Below are 22,617 nucleotides of genomic sequence, written 5' to 3'. Positions count from 1 at the left end.
GGAACGAGCTCGGGCCGGCACGTCCGGTCGACTTCGCGTCCGAGGAGGACCGGCGGCGCGGCGGTCGACGGGGCCGTTGTGCCCCGGCCCTCGCTCCGACCGGCTGCGCGCCTCCCGTCCCTCGGGCCCGCCGGGCGGCTCCTCGCGTACGCCCGCGCCGGCCCCCGGCGCATACGCTGGTCCGATCATGAGCCTCAGAGACCGATTCCGGGCCCGCGGCGCCGCCCCCGCGCCGGACCGCGCCGCCGCCGACCGTACCCCCCGGGGTTCCCACGGCGGCCGGGGGGACGCCGGCGCGCGAGCGCAGTTCGCCGTCCTGCTGCGGACCCCCGCGAGGGCGGCCGAGCCGCTGTTCGCGGGGGCGCCGTCGCGCTGGCAGCGGATACTGCCGTACGCCGTCATGGGCGTCTTCGTCGTGACGCTGCTCCCGGTGACGATCTCCGTGCTGGTCAACGACTACGCGCTGGGCGGCGGCTGGGCGGGGGCGCTCGGCGTGGCGCAGACGGTGCCGCTGCTGCTCGCCGTGACCAGGCCCCTGGCCGCGTGGGGGATGGTGCTCCTCGCCGACGTCGTGGGGGCGCTGCTGCTCATGGGCGCCGACCGGTTGGCGGGGCATTCCTGGCCGTGGCCCCCGATGGTCATCGTCGGGTACCTGGCGCTGATGGTGTGCCTGGGGCTCCGCGAGTCCATCAGGACGCTGGTCAAGGTGTGGCTGGCCACGGGCGCGGCCGGGGTGGTGCTCGGCTTCTTGGGGCCCGACGGGGTGACCAACACCGCCGCCCTGCTGTTCGTGCTGGCCGGTGCCCTGTTGGCGGTGACCGGCGCGCTGCGCGGGCTGGGTGACGCGCAGCAGCGGATCGCCGAGCAGGAGAGCATCAGCGAGGCGGAGCGGTCGCGGCGGACGCTGTTGGAGGAACGGGCGCGGATCGCCCGGGAGTTGCACGACGTGGTGGCCCACCACATGTCGGTGATCACCGTGCAGGCCGATTCTGCGCCGTACCGGCTGCCCGGCATGGCGGATCCGGTCCGCGAGGAGTTCGAGGCGATCGCCGCCAGTGCCCGCGAGTCCCTGGGCGAGATGCGGCGGTTGCTGACGGTGCTGCGCGGTGACGGGGCGGCCGGTGACGGCGACGACGAGCGGGCCCCGCAGCCGGGGATGGACCGGTTGCAGCAGTTGGTGGAGGCGATCGTGCGGGCCGGTCAGCCGGTCGAGTTGTCGCTGGCGGCCGGCGCGGGCGACGGGGTGCCGCCGGCGGTGGACCTGTCGGCGTACCGGATCGTGCAGGAGGCCCTGGCGAACGTGGTGCGGCACGCGCCGGGCGCGCGGACCCGGGTGTCGGTGACCCGGGACGCCGGGGAGGTGCTGGTGTTGGTGGTCAACGGCCCGGCGCGGGACTCGGTGGTGGAGCTGGAGAGTTCGGGCACGGGGCACGGTCTGGTGGGAATGCGCGAGCGCGTACGGTTGACGGGCGGGACCCTGGACACCGGGCCGCTGCCCGACGGGGGCTTCCGGGTCGCCGCCCGCCTCCCGCTGAACGGCGGGGACGGGTCCGCCGAGACGAACGAGGACAGCAGTTGACCATCCGCGTGATCATCGTCGACGACCAGGCCATGGTGCGGGCGGGTTTCGCCGCCCTGCTGTCGGCGCAGGCCGACATCGACGTGGTGGGCGAGGCAGCCGACGGGCGCCAGGGGGTGCAGGTGTCGCGGACCCTGCACCCGGACGTCGTGCTGATGGACGTACGGATGCCGGAGCTCGACGGCCTCTCGGCCGCCCGCGAGCTGCTCGATCCGCCGCCCGGGGTGGTGCACCGGCCGAAGGTGCTCATGCTGACGACCTTCGACATCGACGACTACGTGTACGAGGCGCTGCGCGCGGGCGCGTCCGGGTTCCTGCTGAAGGACGCCCCGCCGGCGGACCTGATCGCCGCCGTCCGGATCGTCGCCTCGGGCGAGGCGCTGCTGGCGCCGTCCGTGACCAGGCGGCTCATCGCGGACTTCGTGCGGCAGCGGCCGGCGCCGCGCAAGGATCCGGCGCTGCGCCTGAACGGGCTGACGCCGCGTGAGACCGAGGTACTGGAACTCATCGCGCGCGGGCTGTCGAACCAGGAGATCGCCGCACATCTGGTGCTCGCGGAGCAGACGGTGAAGACCCACATCGGTCGGGTGCTCGGCAAGCTGGACCTGCGCGACCGGGCCCAGGCGGTCATCTTCGCGTACGAGGCGGGTCTGGTCCGTCCCGGCGATTCGGCCTGACGGGACGCCTCGGTCCGGAGGTCACGCCCGGTAGGTCGGAGCCGGCACGTCACAGCCGGCACCTCGCCGTCCGGAGGTCTCGGCCCGACCGAGTGCCTCCGTCCGGAAGCCGTCTCCTCCACCCCCTACTGGGGTATGACCTCCGGGTTGGCTCCCCGGTGCGACGTGCCGTGCGGTACCTCCTTCCTACCTTCCTCGTCGTCACGAGGAGAGGAGAAGGGGCATGCGCCGCTTCGCAAGGACCATGGGGGCGGCCGCGCTGGCCGTGGCCGTCGTCGCGGGAACCGCCGGTTGGGCCGCGGGTGACGCCCAGGCCGTGGTCACCGGACCGCCGCCGGGCACCGCCGACTGGCGGGCCGCCGGGACGGCGGAGCGGCCGCTGCCCGATCCCTGGACGGCGGCGCCGGCCGAGGTGGTGCGGTTCTTCGCCGGCCTCGACGAGGCCCGCGCGCGGGAGTTGCTGCGCGCCCACCCGTCGGTCGTGGGCAACCTGGAGGGGGCTCCCCTGCCCCTGCGGTACGAGGCCAATCGGCTGGCCATCGCCGCCACGGGCGAGCCGCGCTACGCCTCCCTCGCCGCTCCGGGCCGGCAGATCCTGGCCTTCGACCCGCGGGGTCGGGGGCAGGTCGTCGAGGTGTTCGGGGACCTGGAACAGGCCTCGCGGGTCTCGGTGATCGTGCCGGGGTCGGACAACGACGCCGTCTCCCACGACGCCCCGCGGGCGCCCGCCACCGGCCCGGCGGGCTCGGCCCGCGCTCTGCGGGAGGCGACGGGCGGGCAGGGCGCCGTCATCGCGTGGACCGGCTACACGACGCCGGTCGGGGTGGGCGTGGACGCGGCGGCCGGCAGGCTCGCCGAGGCCGGTGCGGTCCGGCTGGCCCGGTTCACGGCGGGGCTCGACGCGGTCGGCGCCCCCGATCCGGTGCTCTTCTGCCACAGCTACGGCTCGGTGGTCTGCGGTCTGGCGGCCCGGCACACCGATGCCACCGACATCGTCGTGTTCGGCTCGCCGGGCCTGCGGGCGGGGCACGTCACCGGTCTGCGGACCACCGCCCGCGTCTGGGCCGCCCGCGGCCCGGACGACTGGATCGCGGACGTGCCGAACGTCGAGTTCGGCGGGATCGGGCACGGCGCCGACCCGGTCGCGCCCGGTTTCGGTGCCCGCCGGATCCCGGCCGGCGACGTCCGGGGTCACACCGGCTACTTCGCCCCCGGCACGGGTTCCCTGGCCGCGTTCGCCGCGATCGCGCGGGGAGGGTCCCGATGAGCGCGACGGCCCTCGTACGGCGGACGGCCGACCGCATCGACCGGCGGACGCCGCCGCACCGCGATCGGGCCGTCGACGGCCTGCGGGCCCTCGCCCTGCTGGCGGTTCCGACCGGGCACTGGCTGCTCGGCGGCTTCACGGTGGACCCCGCCGGCGGCCTGCACAATGCCAGCCCGCTCTCCGCCTTCGGGGGCCTGGCCCCGGCGAGCTGGGTGCTCCAGATGCTCGGCATCTTCTTCCTGGTCGGCGGTTACGCCTCGGCGCTGTCCTTCCGGCGCCGCCCGGGCTCCACCGGGGCCTGGCTGAAGGCCCGGATCGTCCGGCTGGGCCGGCCGGTGCTCGGGGTAACGGCGGTGTGGGCACTGGCGGTCCCGCTGTTGTACGCGGCCGGGGTGCCGGAGGTCACGCTGCGGACCGGGGCCACGCTGGTGGTCCAACCGCTGTGGTTCGTCGGGGTGTACGTGGTGGTCACGGCGCTGACCCCGTACTGCGTGCGGGCGGCCCGGCGGCTCGGTGGGTGGGCGGCGGCCCCGCTGCTCGCCTCGGTCGCCGTGGTGGACCTGCTGCGCTACGGCCCGTACGCCGAGGCCGTGCCGTCCTGGATCGCGGTGCTGAACGTGCTGCCGGGCTGGTTGTTCGCGTACCAGCTGGGCGTTTCGTGGGGCGAGCGGCGGATCGGTCGGCGCGGGGCGTGGCTGCTGCTGGCGGGCGGGGCCGCGCTGTTCGCGGTGCTGCTGGTGGTGTTCCACTACCCGGCGTCGATGGTCGGGGTACCGGGTGAGGCGCGGACGAACTCGCACCCGCCTTCGCTGCTGGTGTTGGCCCTGGCATCGGCGCAGTCGGGGGCGGCGATCCTGTTGCGGGACCGGTTGGCGGGGTTGTTGGCCCGACCGCTGCTGTGGGCGCCGGTGGTCGTGGTGAACCTGTGCGCGATGACGATCCTGTGCTGGCACCAGAGCGCGATGCTGGCGGCGGCCGTCCCCGCGTCCCTCGTCGGTGAGGTGGCCGGTCTGACGACGGCGCCGGTCACCGCGGGGTGGATCGTGGCGCGGGCGGCGTGGATGCCGGTGTTCGGGCTGCTGCTGGTGGTCATCGCCCGGTACGCGCGCCGCTTCGAGGCGCCGCCGGGCGACGGCAGGCGGTCGTCGGTGGCGCGCGGGACGGTGGCGGGGCTGCTGGCGGCGGGGTTCGCGGTGTTCGCCCTGGGTCTGGCGTAGGCCGTCGCTTTCGGATCCTGCCGGGTCCGCGTCGGTGGGGACCCGTCCGGGCGGCGGAGCCCGGGGTACGACGAGAGCGCCGCTCCCGGTGGGGAGCGGCGCTCTCGCGTCAGGTGCCGTGCGGGTGCCGGGTCAGGCGATGGACGCCGCCACGATGGCGGCGACGGCGAGGTTGCAGCATGCGGTGACCCAGACGGCCGGGTGCGGCTCCGGGTCGACGACGATGGCGCCGAGCTTGCCCGGGGTGACCAGGTCGAGCACCAGGAAGGCCACCGCCATCAGGATCAGGCCGAGCAGGCCGAAGGCCGCGGTGGACAGCAGGCCCTTGCCGAAGTCCTCGTACGTGGTCCAGATCGAGGTGAAGACGATGCCGCCGATGCCGAGGAGCGCGGAGCTGAGCAGGAGGGCGGCGTTGCGGTTGCGCTCCTCCCAGATCTGCTTCGGGAGCTTCCCGGGCGTCAGCACGTCCACCAGGACGATGCCGAGGATCAGCAGGACCAGGCCGAGGGCGCCGAACGCGCTGGTGCGGCCAAGTCCGTTGATGATGTCGCTCATTGAGAAGCCTGTCTCCGGGTGGGTAGGAAGGGTGGCGGTGGCGTGTCCGCCGTGGGCTGGCCGAATCTATCGCACGGCCCGGCGGCGGACCATGGGGAGGTCTGGAAATGGCAAAGGTCAGGGCCGCGCGGGCCGCCGAGGCGACGGAGCTGACCGCGCTCGTGCTGCGTTCCAAGGCGTACTGGGGATACGACGCGGAGTTCCTCGCGGCGTGCGCCCCGCAGTTGCGGATCGTGGGCGCGCAGGTGGCGGCCCGGCGGATCGTGGTGGCGCAGGACGAGGGCGACGGGCGGGTCCTGGGTCTCGCGTCCCTGGAGGAGTGGGAGGGACCCGCCGACCCGGAGAACGGCCCGGTACCGGACGGATCGGCGTCGGACGGATCGGTACCGGACGGATCGGCGTCGGACGGCCCGGTCGCCCCGCGGGAGCGCCGGTCGGACCCGGAGGACGGCCGGCTGCCGGACGTGTCCCCGAGCGGGGAGGGGCCGGGCCCCGTCGCGCGGCTCGGGCTGCTGTTCGTGGAGCCGGACGCCATCGGGCGGGGCGTCGGCCGGCTCCTGTACCGGGACGCGGTGCGCCGGGCCGCCGCTCTCGGGGTCCGCCGACTGCTCGTCGACGCCGATCCGCACGCGGCGGGCTTCTACCGGGCGATGGGGGCGAAGCCGTCGGGGAGGTCCCCGGACGGTCTGCTCCGGTTCGAGGTGGCTCCGGCGCCCCTGGCGGACTGGGCGCGGGCCTGGACGGGCGGCACGCCGGCCGTGCACGTGGGCAACGTGGCGGAGTTCAACGCTCAGTTCCAGGACGCCTCCCTGGACGACCGGCAGGACGCCGCGCACCACTACGCCTGCCTGGCCGCCTTCTACAGCCCCTCCCCCGCGGCCCTGGTGCTGCCCCGGGCGGTGCCGCCGGGCTGGATCCCGCTGGTCGGCCGGCAGTTGGGGTGGGGGCCGGAGGTGGAGGTGTACGACGGTGTGGCGGAGCGGGGTCCCGGGCTGTCGGACGCCGTACTGGCCCGGCCGGCGCTGGCGGGGCGGGTGGCGGGGCGGGGGCTGCCCCTCGTGCCGTGGGGTCGGACCGCGGCGTTCGCGAGGCTGGCGGGCCTGCCGTGGCGGCCGCGGGAGCTGCGCCACGAGTCCAAGTCGGCGGCGCACGCCCTGTTCGGCCGGATCCTGGCGAGCGGCGGGCATCCGCGGATCGTGTTGCCCGGGCAGTGGCGGGCGGGGAACCGCTGGACGGCGGTACGGCTGTTGGCGGCGCGGGCCCGGTCGGCCGAGAGCACCGTTCTCAAGTCGGAGCACGGCGTGGGGGGTTCGGGCACGACGGTGGTGACGCCGGCCGCCGTCCGGGAGGCGGGCGGGGCCCGGGCGGTGCTGCGGGGTCTGCCGCGCGGGCCCCTGCTGGTGGAGGAGTACGTCGTAGGCCCGGCGGGACCGGACGCCGGTCCCCGGGACCTGACCTACGACGGTTTCGTGGACGGCTCGGGCCGGGTGCACGAGGTGGGCGCGGCGGTGATGGACGTGGTCGACGGCGCCTATCGGGGTGCGACGGTGGGTCCCGGGGTGGTGCCCGGCGCGCTGGAGGGGCCGCTGTCGGCGTTCGGGCGGGCGGTGGGCGGGGAGTTGGCGGGCTGCGGTTACCGGGGCTGGTTCGACGTGGACTTCGTCACGGACCCCGCGGGGCGGCTCGCGCCGACGGAGACCAACCTGCGCCTCACCGGGCCGTCGGTGGCGTTCATGGTCGCGGCGCGGCTCGACGTGCTGCGGGGGGCCGGGCACCTGGTGCGGATCGCGGACCGGGTGGAGCTCGGTGCCCGGCTGCCGGAGCCCCAGTGGGACGAGCTGTGCGCGGACCTCGCGCGGGCCTGCGCGGACCTGGGCGCGGTGTTCGTGCCGGCCGTCCCCACCGCCGCCTTCGATCCGGCGCCGTGGTTCGGGGTGCTGGTCGCCGCGCACGACGCCGGGGTGTTGGACGCGGCCGAGGAGTTGGTGCGGGCGCGGGCCCTCGCCGTGGGCGCGGGCTTCGCCCCGGACGGGGTTCAGTCGTCGAAGTCGAAGGGGCTCACCGGTCTGCGGGTGACGTAGAAGGCCGCGACGGCCGCGGCGATCATCAGGGGCACGTTGAAGACGTAGACGAGGGCGGCCTGGCGGGCCCAGTCCTGTTTCGCCGCCAGTCGGTAGAGGTTGTCCTGCGGCCACCAGGAGACGAGCAGGTAGACGATCGCGAGGTGGGCGGCCGTGGTGAGGCGTCGGCCCCGGCGTTGGGCGAGCATCCGGCGGCGGCCGTTGAACAGGAACATCACGCCGAGGCCGAAGGCCAGGCATTCGAGCACGTGGAGGATTCCGAAGAGGACCGCCCAGTGGAGGGGGATGCCGGTGAGGTCGGTCGATCCGGGCCACAGGAGGTTGGTGACGAGGCGGGCGACGACCCCGATGGCGAGTGCGCCGCAGCCGACGACGCACGACAGCGTGCCCTCGCCGGTGCTCGCGCCGCCGTACTTGACGGAGCCGGTGTGCGCGCCGTACCCGGGCGGGGTGGGGGCGAGGAGGAGCGGCGGTCGCGGTACGCGGGCCCGGTCCTCCTGGCCGCCACGGGTCCGGGGCAGGCCGCGCAGCCGGATCACGGCGCGCGGGGCCAGGCCCCCGGGCACCTTCTCGGCCAGGTGATCGCGGAGCTCCCCGGTGTCGGCGAGGGTTCCGGCCGGGGTCCCGGGCGGTTCGCCGTGCGGCGGGGCGATGTAGGCGACGAGCCGGTGTTCCCCCTTGCCGCCGGGGACGGCGGCCACGATGGCCGCGCCGATGCGGGGGTGGGTGCGGATCGCGGATTCCAGGGGATGGGGGTCGACGGGGCGGCCGTCGAGGTCGAAGCGGTCGCGGATCCGGCCCCCGAACTCCAGCAGGCCGTCCGGTCGGAGCCGGCCGAGGTCACCGGTGGGGACGGCGTCGCCGCCCCCGGGCGGGGTCAGGTGGATCTGGCCGTCGCGCACGTCGGCCAGGCAGCCGGGGTGGGGGGTGCCCAGCAGGGAGAGCCGCTCGGGGTCGTCGAGCGGTCGGGGCAGCTGCGGGAGTTCGAACCAGGTTCCGTTGCCGCCGCACTCGGCGAGACCGTAGACGTTGAGCACGCGGGCGCCGGGGCGCAACACGGCCTGGACCGAGGCCTGTTCGTCGAGGTGGAGTCGGTCCCCGGTGACGGCGACGAGCCTCAACGGTCCGGTACGGGGGCCGCTCTCGTGGCGGGACCGCGCGGGCAGGGGTACCCGGCCGGGGTCGGGCAGCAGGGCGAGGGCGCCCGCCGGGTCGGTGTGCAGGACGCTGACCCGTTCGGTGACGACGGTCCGCAGGAGGTCCTCGGCGAGCGGCAGGGGGGCCGGGGGCAGGACGAGGGAGCCGCCGGAGCACAGGGCCCGGGTCCAGCCCGCGGCGAAGGCGGTGACGTCGGGTCCGCAGGTGAAGAGGTGCCGGTCCTCGGGGGTGAGCCGGGCGGTCTCGGCCCAGCCGTCGTGGGCGGCGAGCAGCAGCGCGTGGCCGGCGCGGACCGGACGGGGTTCGGCCGAGCCGGTGAACAGCACGGCGGCGGGCGGACCCGCCTCGGCTCCGTGCGGTGGGTGGGTCCCCGGTCCGGGGCGGGCGGGGGGATCGGCGGGCCGTTCGGCGATCCGGGCGGATTCCGCGTCGAGGAGCAGGGTGCGGCGGCCGTCGCCCAGGTCGAGGCGGGCGTGGTGCGTCGTGTGGGTGAGCAGCAGGTCCGCGCGGAGCACGGCGAGCAGGGACCGGGCGGCGTGCGGGTCCCCTGCGTCGAGGAGGGCGTACGTCCCGCCGGCCTTGAGGACGGCGAGTACGGCGACGACCAGGTCGGGGCGGAGGGTGGTGGCGACGGCCACCAGGGGGTGGGCGGGCGCGCCCGACTCCAGGAGGTGGTGGGCCAGCCGGTTGGCCCGCGCGTCGAGTTCCGCGTAGGTGAGGCCGTCCGGGCCGGCGAGGAGGGCGGGGGCGTCGGGGGTGTCCCGGGCCCACCGCTCGAAGCGTTCCAGGACCGTGTCGAGGGCGGGCCGGCCGGGGCGGGCGGACTTCGGTGCCTGCGTCATGTCCCGATGATGGCACCACGGGCCGGGTGGCAGGAGGAGCTGGAGCAACTCCGAAAGACGTTCGTACGGGCGGGAGTTGGCGACCCGTACGGGTGGGTTCACCGACCACGCCTTGACCTGAAGTTATGTTGAGGTTTTAGCGTGTGGGTCATGGACATGGAAGTCACGGCGTGGACCTCGCTCCACAGTGCGATCAACGCCCAGCAGGACCGGCGACCCTTCAATCGGGCGAGTCTTCGCCGCATCGGGGCCTTCGCGGGCCCGCACCGCCGCGGGCTCGCCCTCTTCCTGCTGCTCAGCGTCATGGGCGCGCTGCTCGCGGTGGCGACCCCGCTTCTGGCCAGTCGGGTCGTCGACGCCATCGTGAAGGGCGGGGACGGCGGGGTGGTCACCCGGCTGGCGCTGCTCATCGCCGTGATCGCGGTCGCCGAGGCGGGCCTCGGCCTGCTGACCCGCAAGCTCTCCGCCACCCTCGGCGAGGGCCTGATCCTCGACCTGCGGACCGCGGTGTTCGACCACGTCCAGCGGCTGCCGATCGCCTTCTTCACCCGAACCCGTACGGGCGCGCTCGTCAGCCGCCTCAACAACGACGTCATCGGCGCCCAGCGGGCCTTCAGCAACACCCTGTCGGGGGTGGTCTCCAACACGGTGACGCTGGCGCTGACCCTGGTGGTGATGCTCAGCATCTCCTGGCAGATCACCCTGCTGGCCCTGGTGTTGCTGCCGGTGTTCGTGCTGCCGGCCCGCCGGATGGGAGTGCGGATGGCGGGCATGCAGCGGGAGGCCTCGGAGCTGAACGCGGCGATGGGCACCCAGATGACGGAACGCTTCTCCGCCCCCGGCGCCACCCTCGTCAAGCTCTTCGGCCGCCCGGCGGACGAGTCCGCCGAGTTCGCGGCCCGCGCGGGGCGGGTCCGGGACATCGGGATCCGCACGGCGATGGCCCAGTCGGCCTTCATCACCGCCCTGACGCTGGTCTCCGCCCTCGCCCTGGCCCTGGTGTACGGCCTGGGCGGCCACTACGCGCTGCGCGGGACCCTGGACGCCGGTTCCGTCGTCGCCCTCGCCCTGCTCCTGACCCGGCTGTACGCGCCGCTGACGGCCCTGGCCGGCGCCCGCGTCGAGGTGATGAGTGCGATGGTCAGCTTCGAGAGGGTCTTCGAGATCCTCGACCTGAAGCCCCTGATCGCCCAGAAGCCGGACGCCCGTGGCGTGCCCGAGGGGCCCGTGTCGGTGGAGTTCGACGCGGTCTCCTTCGGCTACCCGTCGGCCGACAAGGTGTCCCTCGCCTCCCTGGAGGAGGTCGCCACGCTCGACACCCGGGGCGGGACCGAGGTGCTGCACGAGGTGTCCTTCCGGGCCGAGCCCGGCCAGATGATCGCCCTCGTCGGCTCCTCAGGCGCCGGCAAGTCCACCATCGCCCAGCTGCTGCCCCGCCTGTACGACGCCGACGCGGGCGCCGTGCGCATCGGCGGGATCGACGTACGGGACCTCACGGCCGACTCGATCCGCGACACCCTCGGCATGGTCACCCAGGACGGCCACCTCTTCCACGAGTCGGTTCGGGCCAACCTGGCGCTCGCCCGACCGCAGGCCACGGAGGAGGAGATCTGGGAGGCGCTGCGCCGCTCCCGCCTGGACGGGCTCGTCGCCTCGCTCCCGGACGGACTGGACACCGTCGTCGGCGAACGCGGCTACCGGCTCTCCGGCGGGGAACGGCAGCGGCTGACCATCGCCCGGCTGCTGCTGGCCCGCCAGCGGGTGGTGATCCTCGACGAGGCGACCGCCCACCTGGACAACACCTCCGAGGCCGCCGTGCAGGAGGCCCTGGCGGAGGCCCTGAGCGGGCGGACGGCCCTGGTGATCGCGCACCGGCTGTCGACCGTACGGGCCGCCGACCTGATCCTGGTGGTCGAGGAGGGCCGGATCGTGGAACGCGGCACGCACGAAGAGCTGCTGGCGGCGGGCGGCCGCTACGAGGAGCTCCACCGGACCCGGTTCGCGGCCCCGGGGCGTGCGTCGGGCGGCGCCGTGACGGCCTCCGGAGCATGATGGCCGCGGGGCCCGACCCGGGCCGTCGTCGATCCTGGAGTGAGTGATGGACATCAAGCTGGAACTGGTCGCCGTCCCCGTCACCGATGTGGACCGGGCCAAGGCCTTCTACGAGCGCCTCGGCTTCCACGCCGACCACGACGTCACGGTCAGCGAGGAGATCCGCTTCGTCCAGCTCACCCCGCCCGGATCGGCCTGCTCGATCGCCGTCGGCAAGGGCCTGACCCGGATGGTCCCGGGGTCCCTGGACAACATGCAGGTCGTCGTCGCGGACATCGAGGAGGCCTACGCCGACCTGCGGGGCCGGGGCATCGAGGTCACCGAGATCCAGGACATGCCCTGGGGCTCGTTCGTCTACTTCTCCGACCCCGACGGCAACGGCTGGGCCGTCCAGCAGACGAAGCCGCGCACGGCCGCCGCCGGCTGAGCGCGCCCCGCCCGCCCCGGCCCCGAGGCCGCACCCGTCGGTCGTCCGTCGGTCGTCCCTCAGTCGTCGAGGAAGACGATGCGCCGGGCCGGGGCGGACGGGCCCTGCGAGGCCATGGCCGTGAACCGGCCGGCGGGGACGGCCCGCTCCCGGCCCCACGCCCGGATCTCCTCGATCTGCTCCGGGTTGTTGCGGCTGAGCGGCACCGTGTTGGCGAAGGTGTCCAGGACGAACGACGGACGCATGTGCTGCGGGCCGCCGCCCAGGTAGACCTCGGCGCCGACGTCGTGCAGCGCCGCCTCGATGTCGGAGCCGGCGAACCCGTCGGACAGTTCCACGAGCCGGGCCAGCTGTTCGGGGTCGGGCTCGGTCTTCAGGTAGCGGCGGTAGTAGATGCCGATGATCTCCTCCCTGTCCTGCGCGTCGGGCAGGTCCACGAAGAAGAGCTCGTCGAAGCGGCCCTTGCGGAGCAGCTCGGGCGGCAGGCTGCGGACGTCGTTGGCGGTGGCGACGACGAAGGTCCGCGACTGGGACTCCTGGAGCCAGAACAGGAACTGGCCGATGATCCGCTGCGGCACCCCGGTCCCGTCACCCGCGCCCGCCAGGCCCTTCTCGATCTCGTCGATCCACAGCACGCAGGGCGCGACCCGGTCCGCGGTCTCCAGCGCCTCCCGGAAACGGCCCTCCGACTCGCCCAGGTACTTGCCGTGGATGGAGCCCATGTCCAATCGGTACAGGGGTAGTTGCCACTGCGCGGCGATGGCCTTGGCCGACAGGGACTTGCCGCAGCCGGGAACGCCCACCAGCAGGACGCCGCGCGGGGGCCGCAGATCGGTGGCCCGCAGGTCGGCCTGGAGCAGCCGGCCCCTGCGTCGGAGCCAGTCGCGCAGGTTGGACAGGCCGCCCACCGCGTAGTCGGCGGCCTTCAGGGGCACCTTCTGGAGGCCCGTCAGGTCGTTGAAGATCCGGTCCTTGGACTGGGCGAGGACCACGACGTCCCCCGCGTCGACGGAGCCCTTCGCGGCGACCGTCGCCATCAGGTTGATCGCCTCTCCCTCGGTGACCCCCACGAGGAACTCGGCGGCCCGCCGGGTGTCGCGTTCGTCCCAGGCGATCGGGATGTGGCCCCGGTGGTCGTCGAGGAAGGCGGAGATCGTCGCGTACATCTCGTCGGCGTCGGGCGGGTCGAGCTGGAGGCCCATGCCGAGGCGTTGAAGACCGCTCCACACCTGGCCGTCGGTGATCAGGATGACGCTGCCCATGTTGGTGTCGGCCAGCCGCGCGAGTTCGGCGACGTGCCGGGTCAACGGGGTGTCGGCGTCCAGCTCGTCCGGTTCCACGAGGACCAGCGTCGCGTTGGGACGGGAGGTGAACTGGGAAGCGGCGAACTCCATGGCGCCGGTGAGGGAACGGTCGTCCATCAGGGGCGCGTTGGTCCGCAGGTCGCGCAGCCCGGTGGCCCTCGTGTAGATCCAGAACGGCATGGCGCCGCGCCGGGCGTGGGTGGCGGCCGTGCGTACGAGGCGCAGCGCCCGCTGCTGCTCGATGGTGCGGATGCAGATGACCGGGACCCGGGCGGAGATGTAGCTGTCGAGATCGCGATGGCATTCGGCGTGGTTGGACATGGGCTGCTGCTCTCCGGTCAGTCGGTGATGATGCGGCGGCGGGCGGGGGCCGCGGGGTCGTACGACCAGCCCTCGCCCGGCGCCGGCGCCGGCCGGTCCGTCCCGGGCCCGGGCGCGCCGGGGCCGGCCGTGGTCAGTGGGTTCTCGCGCAGGGTGCGGCGGCGGTCCTCCAGGAACCGCGGGTCCGAGCCGCCGCGCGCGGCCCGGTCCAGGGAGGCTTCCAGTTGCTCCTGGAAGCCGGTGATCTGTCCCTCGACCAGGTCGGCCAGCCGTTTGCGCAGGTCCTCGGGCAGCGCGGGGTGCGCGGCGAGCGCGCGGACGGCGTCGAGGCCGGTGCGTGCCTGGACCAGGGCGCGGCCGGCGTCGAACTCGTCGCGGGCCGCTTCCAGGGCGGCGGTCAGGGCCTTCGCCCAGGCGCGCAGGCGCCGGTCGAAGGCGTCGGTGAGGTGCTGGGAGAAGCGGGCCCACGTGTCCTGGTGGTAGTCGTCGGGGCGCAGCCTCGGGAGTCGGGCGGCGGCCTCGGCGGTGGCCGCGGCCCCGCCCGTGCTCCAGTCCCGCAGGTATTGCGTCCATGTCTGGTAGGCGCCGCCGTGGCCCCACAGGTTGTTCATGGTCAGGGCTGTTCCCGTCGGGCGCCGGGGCGGCGGACCAGTTGTTCCCCGGGTGGCAGCGGGGACCACTCGGGCAGGCCCTCGACGACGCGGCGCAGTCGGGCGGTGGTGCGTTCCTCGGCCGGTTCGGCGCCGCCGGCCCACAGCCTGCGGCGGGGCGCTCCGGGGTCGGGTGTGGTCATGCGGGGTGCCCTCCCGGGGAGACGGTGCGGCCGGTGAAGGGGGTGTTCCCCTCGGTGGCGGTGGCCAGTGAGGCGATCAGTTCGCGGACCTGTCCCTCGACCGCGTCGGCCTCCTGGTAGGCCTGCTGCCAGTTGGTCAGCTCGGCCCCGGCTCCGACGAGCCGGTGGAGGGCGTCGCGGCGGGCCTCGCCGAGCAGGAGCCGGGCGGAGTCCTGCACCCGGCGGTTCTTGGCGGCTCCCTGGTGGATCAGGAGCCAGCCGATGCCGCCGACGAGCACGGGGATCAGGGCGGCCGCGGCGGGGCTGATCGCGTTCCCGACGAACAGGCCGATCAGGGCGGCGGCGAGGACCGCCACCACCTTCGCGGGGTACTTGTAGCCGAGGGCGTCGACGAAGGGGGTGGTGTGCCGGTCCCAGTGCTCGCCGAGCCGCTTCTCCAGTTCGGGCAGCGGCGTGTGGTAGGAGCCGGTCCAGGCCGGGAGGGTGAAGTTCTGTCCGGCCACCGGGTAGGTGGCCTCGAAGCGGGCCTCCACGTCCTGCGGCACGGCGGCCCGGTAGTCCCGCGAGAAGCCCTGGTGGGCGTGGTGGAACCAGTCCCGGCAGGCGGCGACGGCGAGCCGCCGGGTGGCCTCGGAGGTTCCGATGGCGCCGGGGTTGAGGGCCGCGGTGCTCTGGACGGTGAGGTAGTCGAGGGTCACGTCGTAGGAGGCCGAGTCGGCGTCCGCGTCGGCGCGCGCCCGGGTGGTGTCGCCGTCGTGGGCGACGACGGCCTCCTGGTAGGCGAGGTCTCGCCGCAGGGGCAGTTCCTCGTTGTCGTACTCGGAGACGAGCCGGTCCAGGATGTCGTCGACGGCGTCCTCGATGCGGTGCGTCGCGGCGGGTTCGGCGTTCAGGAGGGCCGTGTACTTGTCGAGGACGACCTGTTGGGTACGGGCGGCGGAGAGCACCTGCCCGAGTTGCGGCCACTGCGGGGACACCTGGTGCAGGAAGGTGAACTCGGCGCCGGTCACGGTGGGGCACAGGGAGCCGATCTCGGCCCGCCAGCGGTCGATCTGTGCGTCCTGCGCCGCCGTGTCGCCGCCGAGCAGTTCGTGCCATTCGTCCAGAGCCTCGCGGAGCATGGCCCGACCGGCCGGCCCGAAGGCCCCCTGGGCCACGGATTCCAGGATGACGGCGAACTCGCGGCCCAGGGCGGCCGGGTCCTGGGCCAGCAGGTAGTGCCGGAGCCAGCGCGCCGATTCGGCGTGCCGGCCCTGCCGGCGCAGGACCAGCGCGAAGAACAGAGAGGTGCGGTCCGGGGAGCGGCGGAAGGACTCCTGGACGGCGCGCTCGCACAGGGTGGGGTCGTCGGCCGACCAGGCGGCGAGGGCCACCAGGGCCGGTGCCAGCCAGTACCTCGGCGTCTGGAGCATCAGCTGGTCGCCGACCATCCGGACGGTGTCCTCGGCCACGAGGCCGATGTCGAAGGCCTGGAGCATGCCGACGGCGGTGCGCCGGACGACCTTGTGGTGGCCGAACTCGTGGTCGATCCGGTCCTGGATGACGCCGACGCGGGTCTCCGCCCGCTGGAGGGCGGCCACGAGCCGCGCCTGCGCGGCGAACGCCTGGAACTCGTCGCGGAGTTGCTGGAGTTCGGTGCGGGTCTGTTGTTGTTTCGCCTCGACGGAGTTGACCTGCCCCGAGACGTGGCCGACCTGTTCGGCGACGCCGGCCACCAGTCGGTTGATCTCGGCGACCTTCCGGTGCAGCCCGTGGTCGATTTCCGTCACGTGCTCTCCCCCGATCGTGGCCCGCTGGGCCGAACCACCGAACCGTTCTCCAGTACGGGCAGGACGAGCCCGTCGGAGTAGACCTCCACCCATGCGTAACTCGGGCTGCGCGCCAACATCCGGGCCGCTCCGTAGGGATCCGGCAGCACGTCACCCGGCGCGTAGTGGGTGAGGATGGCGCCGAAGAGGTTGAGGATGTGGTCCACGTACGGGGGGCCGAGGTGGCAGCGGGCGAGGAACCCGATGGGCGCGCTGTGGTGCTGCACCTCGTACTGTTCGCGGATCCAGTCGGCGAGGCGACGCCCGGCGGCGGCGTCGATTCCGGCGTCGAGCCGGGCCACCGCTTCGAGCAGTTCCCCCGACCGGCTGCGCAGCCGGTCGGCGAGCGGACCGGGCGCGTCGGCGGCACCGGTCGTGGCGGCTGCCGTGCCGGTGTCCTGCCGGAGGTCCTGTGCGGGTCGTACGACACGGCGTGGACGCTCGATGTAACCCATGGTCTCCCCGTATTGCGCGTGGACCACGCAGGCTAATGACGTTGCGTCAATCCTGCGACCTCAAAAGGTATTTGCGCCATAAACTCCCCGCAAGTGACCTCGATGCGACCGGTTTTCGGCCAGCGACCGCCCCGACGGCCGGGCCAGACTGGCGTCATGGCGACGGTGTACGCCCTGCTCGTGGGCATCAACGAGTACCGCACGACCTTCCGGTCCCGCCTGGCCGATCTGCGCGGGTGCCTGGCCGACGTGGCCGACGCCCGCTCCGCCCTGGAGGCGGCCGCCCCGGGCCGGGTCGACGCACTGACGCTGCTGAACGGCGCGGCCACCGCCCGCGCGGTCCAGGAGGCCATCCTCGGCCACCTGTACCGGGCCGGGGAGGGCGACACGGCGCTGCTGTGGTTCAGCGGGCACGGGACCCAGTACGCGGCGAGCACGCCGCAGGAACTGCTGCTGGAACCGACGGGCCGCTGCCAGGCACTGGTCTGCGCGGACGGGCCGCTGCCCGACAAACGGCTGGGTGCGCTCCTCGACGGGGCGGCGACGGGCGGCGGCCGGGTGGTGGCGGTGCTCGACTGCTGCTTCTCGGGGGGCGCGACCCGGGAACCGTGGCAGGCCCCACGCATGGTGCCACCGCTGCCGCACTGGCGGGCGGCCGTCGGTTCCCGGGACCTGATCGGGCCCGACACCGCGCCGCGGCACCTGTTGCTCGCCGCGAGCCGGATCGGAGCGCCCGCCCTCGAATGCCCCGTCGACGGCCCGGACGGCATGGCCGGTCCGCACGCCGTTGAAGGTCCCGGGGAGCCGCACATCCGCGGCGTGTTCTCGTACGTCCTGGCCGGCGCCCTGCGCCGGCAAGGTCCGCGCACCACCGCGCGGGAGCTGTTCGCGGAGGTGGACGCCGGGGTGCGACGGCTGGTGTCCGGGCAGCAGCCCGTACTGTTCCCCGTCGATCCGGGCGGGTTCGCGGACCGGCCGCTGCTGGGAGGGGCAACCGGCAACCTGCCCCGGGAGCACCGGCCCGACGCCCACCTGCTGCGGGAGGGGCCGGAGGGTTGGGAGGTGGACTGCGGGCGGGTGCACGGCCTGACCGGGGGCCCGGGCACGGAGTTCAGGGCGGCGGGCGGCGCCGTGCGGGTCACGGACGTGCGGGCCGACCGGTCACTCGTCCTCCCGGACGGCTGGGCCCCGGAGCCGGGGTCGGTGCACGCCGTGGCCCTGTCGGCGCTGGCGCTGCCGCCGGCGGCCGTGGTGCTGGCCGGGGACGCCGCCGAACTGCCCGCCTCCCCGCTGCTGCGCGAGGTGGCGGCCGGATCCCCGGAGGAGGCCGGGGCGGGGCTGCTGTTCCGGATCGAGGTCCGGAACGGTCTGGCCCGCGTCCTGCGCCGCGACGGTTCCCCGTACGTCCCACCGCTGCCGCTGGCGGGACCCGCCGACGCCCGACGGCTCGCCGACTGCCTGACCGGCCTGACCCACTGGCACCGCATCCGCGACCTCAGCGCGGGCATGTCCCCGCTCAGCGGGCACGTCCGGGTGGAGGTACTGCCCTGGGAACACCGCGACGGGGAGCCACTGCGTCCCGACGCTCAGGGGGAGATCGTCCTCGCGTACCAGGGCGAGCACGCGCCGTCCGTCACCGTCAGGATCCGCAACACCGGGCCCCGGCCGCTGTGGTGCGTGCTGGTCAACCTCAACGACCGGTTCGGCGCCGGATCGACGCTCTTCCCCGGCCGGTTCATCGGACCCGGGATGATCGGTCACGCACTGGACGGTCAGGCGGTGCATATGTTCCTGCCCCGGTCCCGGCCGGTACGGCCCGGTGCCTCCGTACGGGACTGGCTGACGCTGATCGTGGCCGAGGGCGAACTGAACACCAGGCCGTTCCATCTGAGTCCCTGGGATCCGGCCACCAACCGCTGGGGGATCCTGGCGAGCCCGCCCACGGACGGCCTGTTGCGGCTGGCCGGGCCGGCGTCCACGCAGGCCGTCGGGCGCGACATGGGGCCCGCCCGGCCGTTCGCGCCCGGGCAGTGGGCGGCGAGCACCATCGCCCTGCGCACGGTGGTGCCCCCGTTCCCGATCGGCGAGGGCCTCACTGGCCGAGGTGCGTGAACCCCGCCCAGGCGGTGAGGTCGTGCGGGTCGAGTCCCGCCAGCCGGGCGGCCAGGAACGGCGGCAGCCCGTCGGGCGCCGTCCGCGCCGGGTCCAGCATCCACAGCTGGGCCCGGCGCAGGGCCCGAGCGGGCGGCTCGTGTTCGCGGCGCAGGAAGTGATGGGTCAGGAACATCAGGATGGACGTCGCGTCGTCCGGCACCGGCCACAGCGAGCCGATCACCGAACGGCTGCCCGCGACCAGGAAGGCGGTGGACAGGCTGTACGCCTCGTTGTGTCCGCGCCCCGAGACCTGGCTGCGGCAGGCCGCGAGGACGACCAGCCCGAGCCGGCCGTGGACGGCGCCCGCCAGCTCTTCCGCGGTCAACTCGCCGCCCTTGAGGGAGAGGTAGGAGCTGCGGGGCCGGTGCTCCTCGACTGTGCCGTGGCAGGCCAGGTGCAGGACGGCGCCCTCGTCGGCCCGCTCCCGCAGCCATGCGGCGACCTGCCCGGGCGTGCCGTCCCCGGTGCGCAGGCCGAGGTACTGGCCGTGGGGGTAGAAGAGCCGCTGGACCACGTCGGCCTCCTCCCCCGCGTAGGGCAGGTCGCCGGTGGGGTTGCCGACGACCAGCGCGGTTCCGGTGTGCGGGGCCGGCGGGCGGGCGGCGACCTCGCAGAGCAGGCGTGCGGAGGCGGCGTAGGAGAACTCGGCCCGCTCGATGGCGTAGCTGCGGCCCCGGCCCGTCTCGGCGAAGGTCGCGTGCCAGGGGACGACGCCGAGGACGCCCATCGGAACGAGGACGAGGCGGGGCACCCTCCCCGGCCGCGCGGGCACCTGCAACATCTCCAGCAGGGGCTGGACGGCGGCCCGCCAGGCCCAGGAGCACAGCCGGTCCAACTGGTCGCGCAGCGGCGGAGCGGGAGCCGGAAGGGACGTGGTGAGGCCGGGGACGGGGCCCATGTCCCGCAGCACGTCGCCGCCCGCCGGGCGGTGGTCCCGCAAGGGGGGCGCGTCCGCACGCAGCCTGGGCAGCGGAACGGTGTGGACCTGTCCGGTGACGGTGACCAGGAGGGCGGTGCCGGGGCAGGACGCGGTGCCGGGCACCAGGTAGACCAGGGCGTCCTTGCCCTGGGCGCGCAGGGCCGCGCCGATCTCGGCGGGGTCGGGCGGGTCGAGCAGCCGGGTGCCGTCGCCGGTCAGCGCCTCCACCGCGCGGCGGCGCAGGTCGCTCGACACGTTGTCGGGGTCGCCGCCGGCCGCCCTCCACTCGGCGGCCAACGTCCCGTGTCCGGCGGCGGTGAGGAGTTCGGGGACGGATCGACCGGTGGTGGCCGTGTGCAGGATCAGGCCCCGGCACGCGTCGAGTGCCCGTACGGCGTCCTCCGGGGCCCGGTCGGCGAGGCACCATCCCACGAGGTCCTCGGAGAGTTGGTCGGCAAGCCGGGCGGCCTCGGCGACGTCCTGGGTACCGGACTGGAGGAGCGTCGACCGGACGAAACCGCGCATCGCCTCCAGGCCGAGCCGTCGGCCGCGCTCGCGGTCGCGGCGGGCCAGACTGCCGCGGGCCCGGTAGGAGGCGGCCAGGCTGTGCGCGGTGTACGCCCACAGTCGGTGCTCGGGGCCGCCCATGGCCGCGGCGGCGCCTTCGAGGAGGTTGATGGCACGTTCCAGGTCGCGGGCCCCCGGGCCGGAGCGGACGTTCCCGCTCGCCAGCGCGAGCCCGTGGAAGAGGCTGCCGGCCTCGGAGGCGAACCTGATCCAGTCCCCGCTCCCCTCCTCGGCCAGGGAGAGGGCCTCCTCGAACAGGGACAGGCTCTCGCGGACGCGCGGCAGGTCCGGGCCCCGCAGCGCGTCGCGCACCCGTGCCAGGGCCGTGTTGCCCAGTACCCCGGCCCGGGCGTCACGGGGCAACCGGGATGCCTGGCGCCGCAGTTCGGTGAGGGAGGGCCGGCCGACGAGCGGTGGCAGGGGCGCGACGCCGAGCCGGTGCGCGAGGTCTTCCCGGGCCAGTCTCACGGTCTCCAGTTGCACCCAGCACTCGATGCGGGAGACGTCGTCGGGGTCCAGGCCCGCGACGGCCTCGGCCACCGCCTCCACCGCCCGGTCGGTGCCCGCCAGATCCCCGCGCCTGGCGGCGGTGATGCCCTGGCCGGCCGCCTGCTGCGCCCGCGCGATCAGTGCCAGGTGGGGCGAGAGCCCCAGTTCCCGCTCCATGCGTTCCCACTGCGCGGTGCCGGGCGACAGACCGGCCGTGATGCCGTGTTCCTGGGCGAGCGTGACGGACGCCAACATGACGCTGAAGTCCAGCCACGGGGAGTCGACGCCCGCCCTGCGCGCGCCCTCCAGGTGCTCCAGTGCCTCGGTCAGGCGGCGCGGATCCCCGCTCATCCCCTGGTGGAGGCGCAGTTTGGCGAGCGCCACGTGGGCGGTTGCCCACCAGTCGGGGTTCGCTTCGGCGTACCGGACCACCGCGTCGACGAGTTCCGCCTCGCGCTGCGGGCCGACCCGGTCCTTGTGGGGGTCGAGCACGGGCAGCAGGGACACCAACATCGCGGCCCGCTCGGCGTGCGGTCGGCTGCCCGGATCGGCGGTGCGCCAGTGCCCGAACTCTCGGGCGAAGCGGCGCTCCCAGCGGGCACCCGCCTCCTCGGTGTCGCCGAGGAGGATGTGGTCGTCACCGAACTCCGGGGGAATCTCGTCGCCGTACTTGCGCGTGAGCTCCCGGAAGAGGCGTTCCAGTTGCTCGGCGGGCACCGACTGCGTGTGCTCGGGGCCCAGTTGGTGCTGGGCGTCGGCCAGCATGAGCTGCGCGGCGTCCCGTAGCTCGGCCGCGATGTCCGGGTCCTCCAGGGCCAGCAGGGCCGCGCGTTCCACCGCCGGCAGCCGTTGCCGGTCGCCGTCCATCTCGTGGCGGGCGTGCTGGGCGGCGGCCAGGGCCCAGGCGGCCAGGGTGACCGGGCCGGTGCCCTCCGCCTCCCAGCGGTCGACGGCGCGGGTGAGGAGGGCGATCGACAGGTCGAGGAGGTCGGCGTCCGGTCGGGGCCGCCCGCGCGAGTACAGCAGCCGGCCGAAGGTGTCGAGGTAGAACAGGTGGAGGTCGTCGAAGTCCGCCTCGCCGCGCAGCAGTCGGGTCAGTTCCTCCTCGGCCCGCGCACCCTGCTCCTCGTCCTGCCACCTCCCGGCGATCACGACCCGGGCGAAGACCACCCGCAGTCGGGCGGCGCGCTCCCAGGGCGGGGGGCCGGGTGCCTCGGCGAGGGCGCGCAGGGTTTCGTCGCGGGCCTCCTCCAGTACGGCCCGGTCCGTCGTGTGGTAGCCCTGGAGGGTGAGGGACATGGCGCGGGACTGGCGGACCAGTGGCATGTCCCGGTCCGGTTCGTCGGCCTCCAGCACCTGGGCGTAGTGGTCGGCGGAGCGGGCGTACGAGGCCGCCCGGTCGGTACGGAGGCCGTGCTGTTGCCACAGGTAGCCGAGCGCCTCCTGGAGGTCCGCCTCCCGCCCGCCCTGGTCGTCGAGGGCGGCGCGGCCGCGCCGCAGGGCCTCGTCGAGGAGGGCGGGGTCGGTGTCCCCCTCCTGAACGCGGACCTTGGTGATGTTGGCGAGGAGCCTGCGGGCCAGGACGGCCGCGCCCCACGAGTCCGGCACGTCGGGCAGTTCCGCGAGTCCCGCCGCGAGCATGGTGTGGGCACGGGCGGCGAGTTCCGCGTCGGGTCGTTCGTCGTACTGCAGGGCCATGACGTGGCCGTACATGATCCGCCACAGCGCCCACCGCGCTCCCGGCGCGGGACGCCGGAAGGCGTGCGCGAAGGCCTCGGCGGCGAGGTCGCGGTCGTCGGGGTCGCCGAGCTCGTTGTGGGCCAGGTAGCTCAGCTCGCCGGCCCGCCCGCACAGCTCGGGCGCCCTCGGGTCGCTTGCCGCGAGGGTGGCGAGTTCGGCCATGGCCTCATCACGTTCGGCGCGGGCGTTGGTCGCGGCTGCGGACACGACGG

The 22,617-nt window shown here is 74.5% G+C and carries 16 protein-coding genes; 8 read left to right on the top strand and 8 right to left on the bottom strand.

From position 1 onward, the window contains the following. Positions 1-187 precede the first annotated feature (187 nt). From ACFVS6_RS21085 to ACFVS6_RS21070, 4 genes are all read left to right on the top strand, one after another. Positions 188-1,579, top strand: coding sequence for a sensor histidine kinase (locus ACFVS6_RS21085; protein ID WP_389705776.1), 1,392 nt, complete (start codon positions 188-190; stop codon positions 1,577-1,579). Beyond that, positions 1,576-2,256 carry a response regulator gene (locus tag ACFVS6_RS21080; RefSeq protein ID WP_389705774.1) on the top strand — a complete coding sequence of 227 codons (681 nt, stop codon included), beginning with the start codon at positions 1,576-1,578 and terminating at the stop codon, positions 2,254-2,256. Before ACFVS6_RS21085 ends, ACFVS6_RS21080 begins: the two co-directional genes overlap by 4 nt. A 223-nt stretch (positions 2,257-2,479) precedes the next feature. Beyond that, a complete protein-coding gene (locus ACFVS6_RS21075; RefSeq protein WP_389705772.1) occupies positions 2,480-3,523 on the top strand; it encodes an alpha/beta hydrolase in 1,044 nt (347 codons plus the stop codon). After that, complete coding sequence (locus tag ACFVS6_RS21070; RefSeq protein WP_389705770.1) at positions 3,520-4,740, top strand: acyltransferase; 1,221 nt, start codon at positions 3,520-3,522, stop codon at positions 4,738-4,740. The genes ACFVS6_RS21075 and ACFVS6_RS21070 overlap by 4 nt, the downstream gene beginning before the upstream one ends. 132 nt (positions 4,741-4,872) lie before the next feature. Here ACFVS6_RS21070 and ACFVS6_RS21065 read toward each other — a convergent pair whose 3' ends face one another. Then, on the bottom strand, positions 4,873-5,295 hold the full coding sequence (locus tag ACFVS6_RS21065) for a DUF350 domain-containing protein (protein WP_281205358.1): 423 nt from the start codon (positions 5,293-5,295) through the stop codon (positions 4,873-4,875). A 107-nt stretch (positions 5,296-5,402) separates the two neighbouring features. Here ACFVS6_RS21065 and ACFVS6_RS21060 point away from each other — a divergent pair, with 107 nt between their 5' ends. After that, complete coding sequence (locus ACFVS6_RS21060) at positions 5,403-7,376, top strand: GNAT family N-acetyltransferase (protein WP_389705768.1); 1,974 nt, start codon at positions 5,403-5,405, stop codon at positions 7,374-7,376. Here ACFVS6_RS21060 and ACFVS6_RS21055 read toward each other — a convergent pair. After that, positions 7,331-9,376, bottom strand: a complete 2,046-nt coding sequence (locus ACFVS6_RS21055) for an AMP-binding protein (protein WP_389705767.1) — start codon at positions 9,374-9,376, stop codon at positions 7,331-7,333. The two genes, ACFVS6_RS21060 and ACFVS6_RS21055, sit on opposite strands and share 46 nt — an antisense overlap. A 150-nt stretch (positions 9,377-9,526) precedes the next feature. Between ACFVS6_RS21055 and ACFVS6_RS21050 the strand changes: the two genes are divergently transcribed. Both ACFVS6_RS21050 and ACFVS6_RS21045 read left to right on the top strand, forming a co-directional pair. Then, the gene (locus ACFVS6_RS21050) at positions 9,527-11,428 is read left to right on the top strand and encodes an ABC transporter ATP-binding protein (RefSeq protein WP_389705765.1); all 1,902 of its coding nucleotides are present in this window, start codon (positions 9,527-9,529) and stop codon (positions 11,426-11,428) included. A 46-nt stretch (positions 11,429-11,474) separates the two neighbouring features. Beyond that, positions 11,475-11,855 (top strand): VOC family protein, encoded by a 381-nt coding sequence (locus ACFVS6_RS21045; RefSeq protein ID WP_389705763.1) that lies wholly within the window; start codon positions 11,475-11,477, stop codon positions 11,853-11,855. A gap of 59 nt (positions 11,856-11,914) precedes the next feature. Here ACFVS6_RS21045 and ACFVS6_RS21040 read toward each other — a convergent pair whose 3' ends face one another. Genes ACFVS6_RS21040 through ACFVS6_RS21020 form a run of 5 tightly spaced genes read right to left on the bottom strand, consistent with a single transcriptional unit; the run spans position 11,915 to position 16,563 of the window. Next, on the bottom strand, positions 11,915-13,480 hold the full coding sequence (locus tag ACFVS6_RS21040; RefSeq protein ID WP_389705762.1) for an AAA family ATPase: 1,566 nt from the start codon (positions 13,478-13,480) through the stop codon (positions 11,915-11,917). 17 nt (positions 13,481-13,497) lie between these two features. Next, positions 13,498-14,091, bottom strand: coding sequence for a hypothetical protein (locus ACFVS6_RS21035; protein ID WP_389705760.1), 594 nt, complete (start codon positions 14,089-14,091; stop codon positions 13,498-13,500). A 2-nt stretch (positions 14,092-14,093) separates the two neighbouring features. Continuing rightward, positions 14,094-14,273 (bottom strand): hypothetical protein, encoded by a 180-nt coding sequence (locus tag ACFVS6_RS21030; RefSeq protein ID WP_389705758.1) that lies wholly within the window; start codon positions 14,271-14,273, stop codon positions 14,094-14,096. After that, a complete protein-coding gene (locus ACFVS6_RS21025) occupies positions 14,270-16,042 on the bottom strand; it encodes a hypothetical protein (RefSeq protein ID WP_389705756.1) in 1,773 nt (590 codons plus the stop codon). The genes ACFVS6_RS21030 and ACFVS6_RS21025 overlap by 4 nt, the downstream gene beginning before the upstream one ends. Next, positions 16,039-16,563, bottom strand: a complete 525-nt coding sequence (locus tag ACFVS6_RS21020; protein ID WP_389705755.1) for a hypothetical protein — start codon at positions 16,561-16,563, stop codon at positions 16,039-16,041. The genes ACFVS6_RS21025 and ACFVS6_RS21020 overlap by 4 nt, the downstream gene beginning before the upstream one ends. A gap of 129 nt (positions 16,564-16,692) precedes the next feature. Between ACFVS6_RS21020 and ACFVS6_RS21015 the strand changes: the two genes are divergently transcribed. Further along, positions 16,693-18,648: a caspase family protein gene (locus tag ACFVS6_RS21015; protein WP_389705753.1), complete on the top strand. Its 1,956-nt coding sequence runs from the start codon at positions 16,693-16,695 to the stop codon at positions 18,646-18,648. On the opposite strand, the gene ACFVS6_RS21010 is transcribed toward ACFVS6_RS21015, so the two are convergent. Next, positions 18,629-22,612 carry a CHAT domain-containing protein gene (locus ACFVS6_RS21010; RefSeq protein WP_389705751.1) on the bottom strand — a complete coding sequence of 1,328 codons (3,984 nt, stop codon included), beginning with the start codon at positions 22,610-22,612 and terminating at the stop codon, positions 18,629-18,631. The genes ACFVS6_RS21015 and ACFVS6_RS21010 overlap by 20 nt on opposite strands. Positions 22,613-22,617 lie beyond the last annotated feature (5 nt).

This window comes from Streptomyces sp. NPDC057939 (assembly GCF_042887545.1).
Lineage (GTDB): Bacteria > Actinomycetota > Actinomycetes > Streptomycetales > Streptomycetaceae > Streptomyces.
The sequence above is the reverse complement of the archived record's forward strand: the minus strand, read 5'-3'. Positions and strand labels throughout refer to the sequence as shown.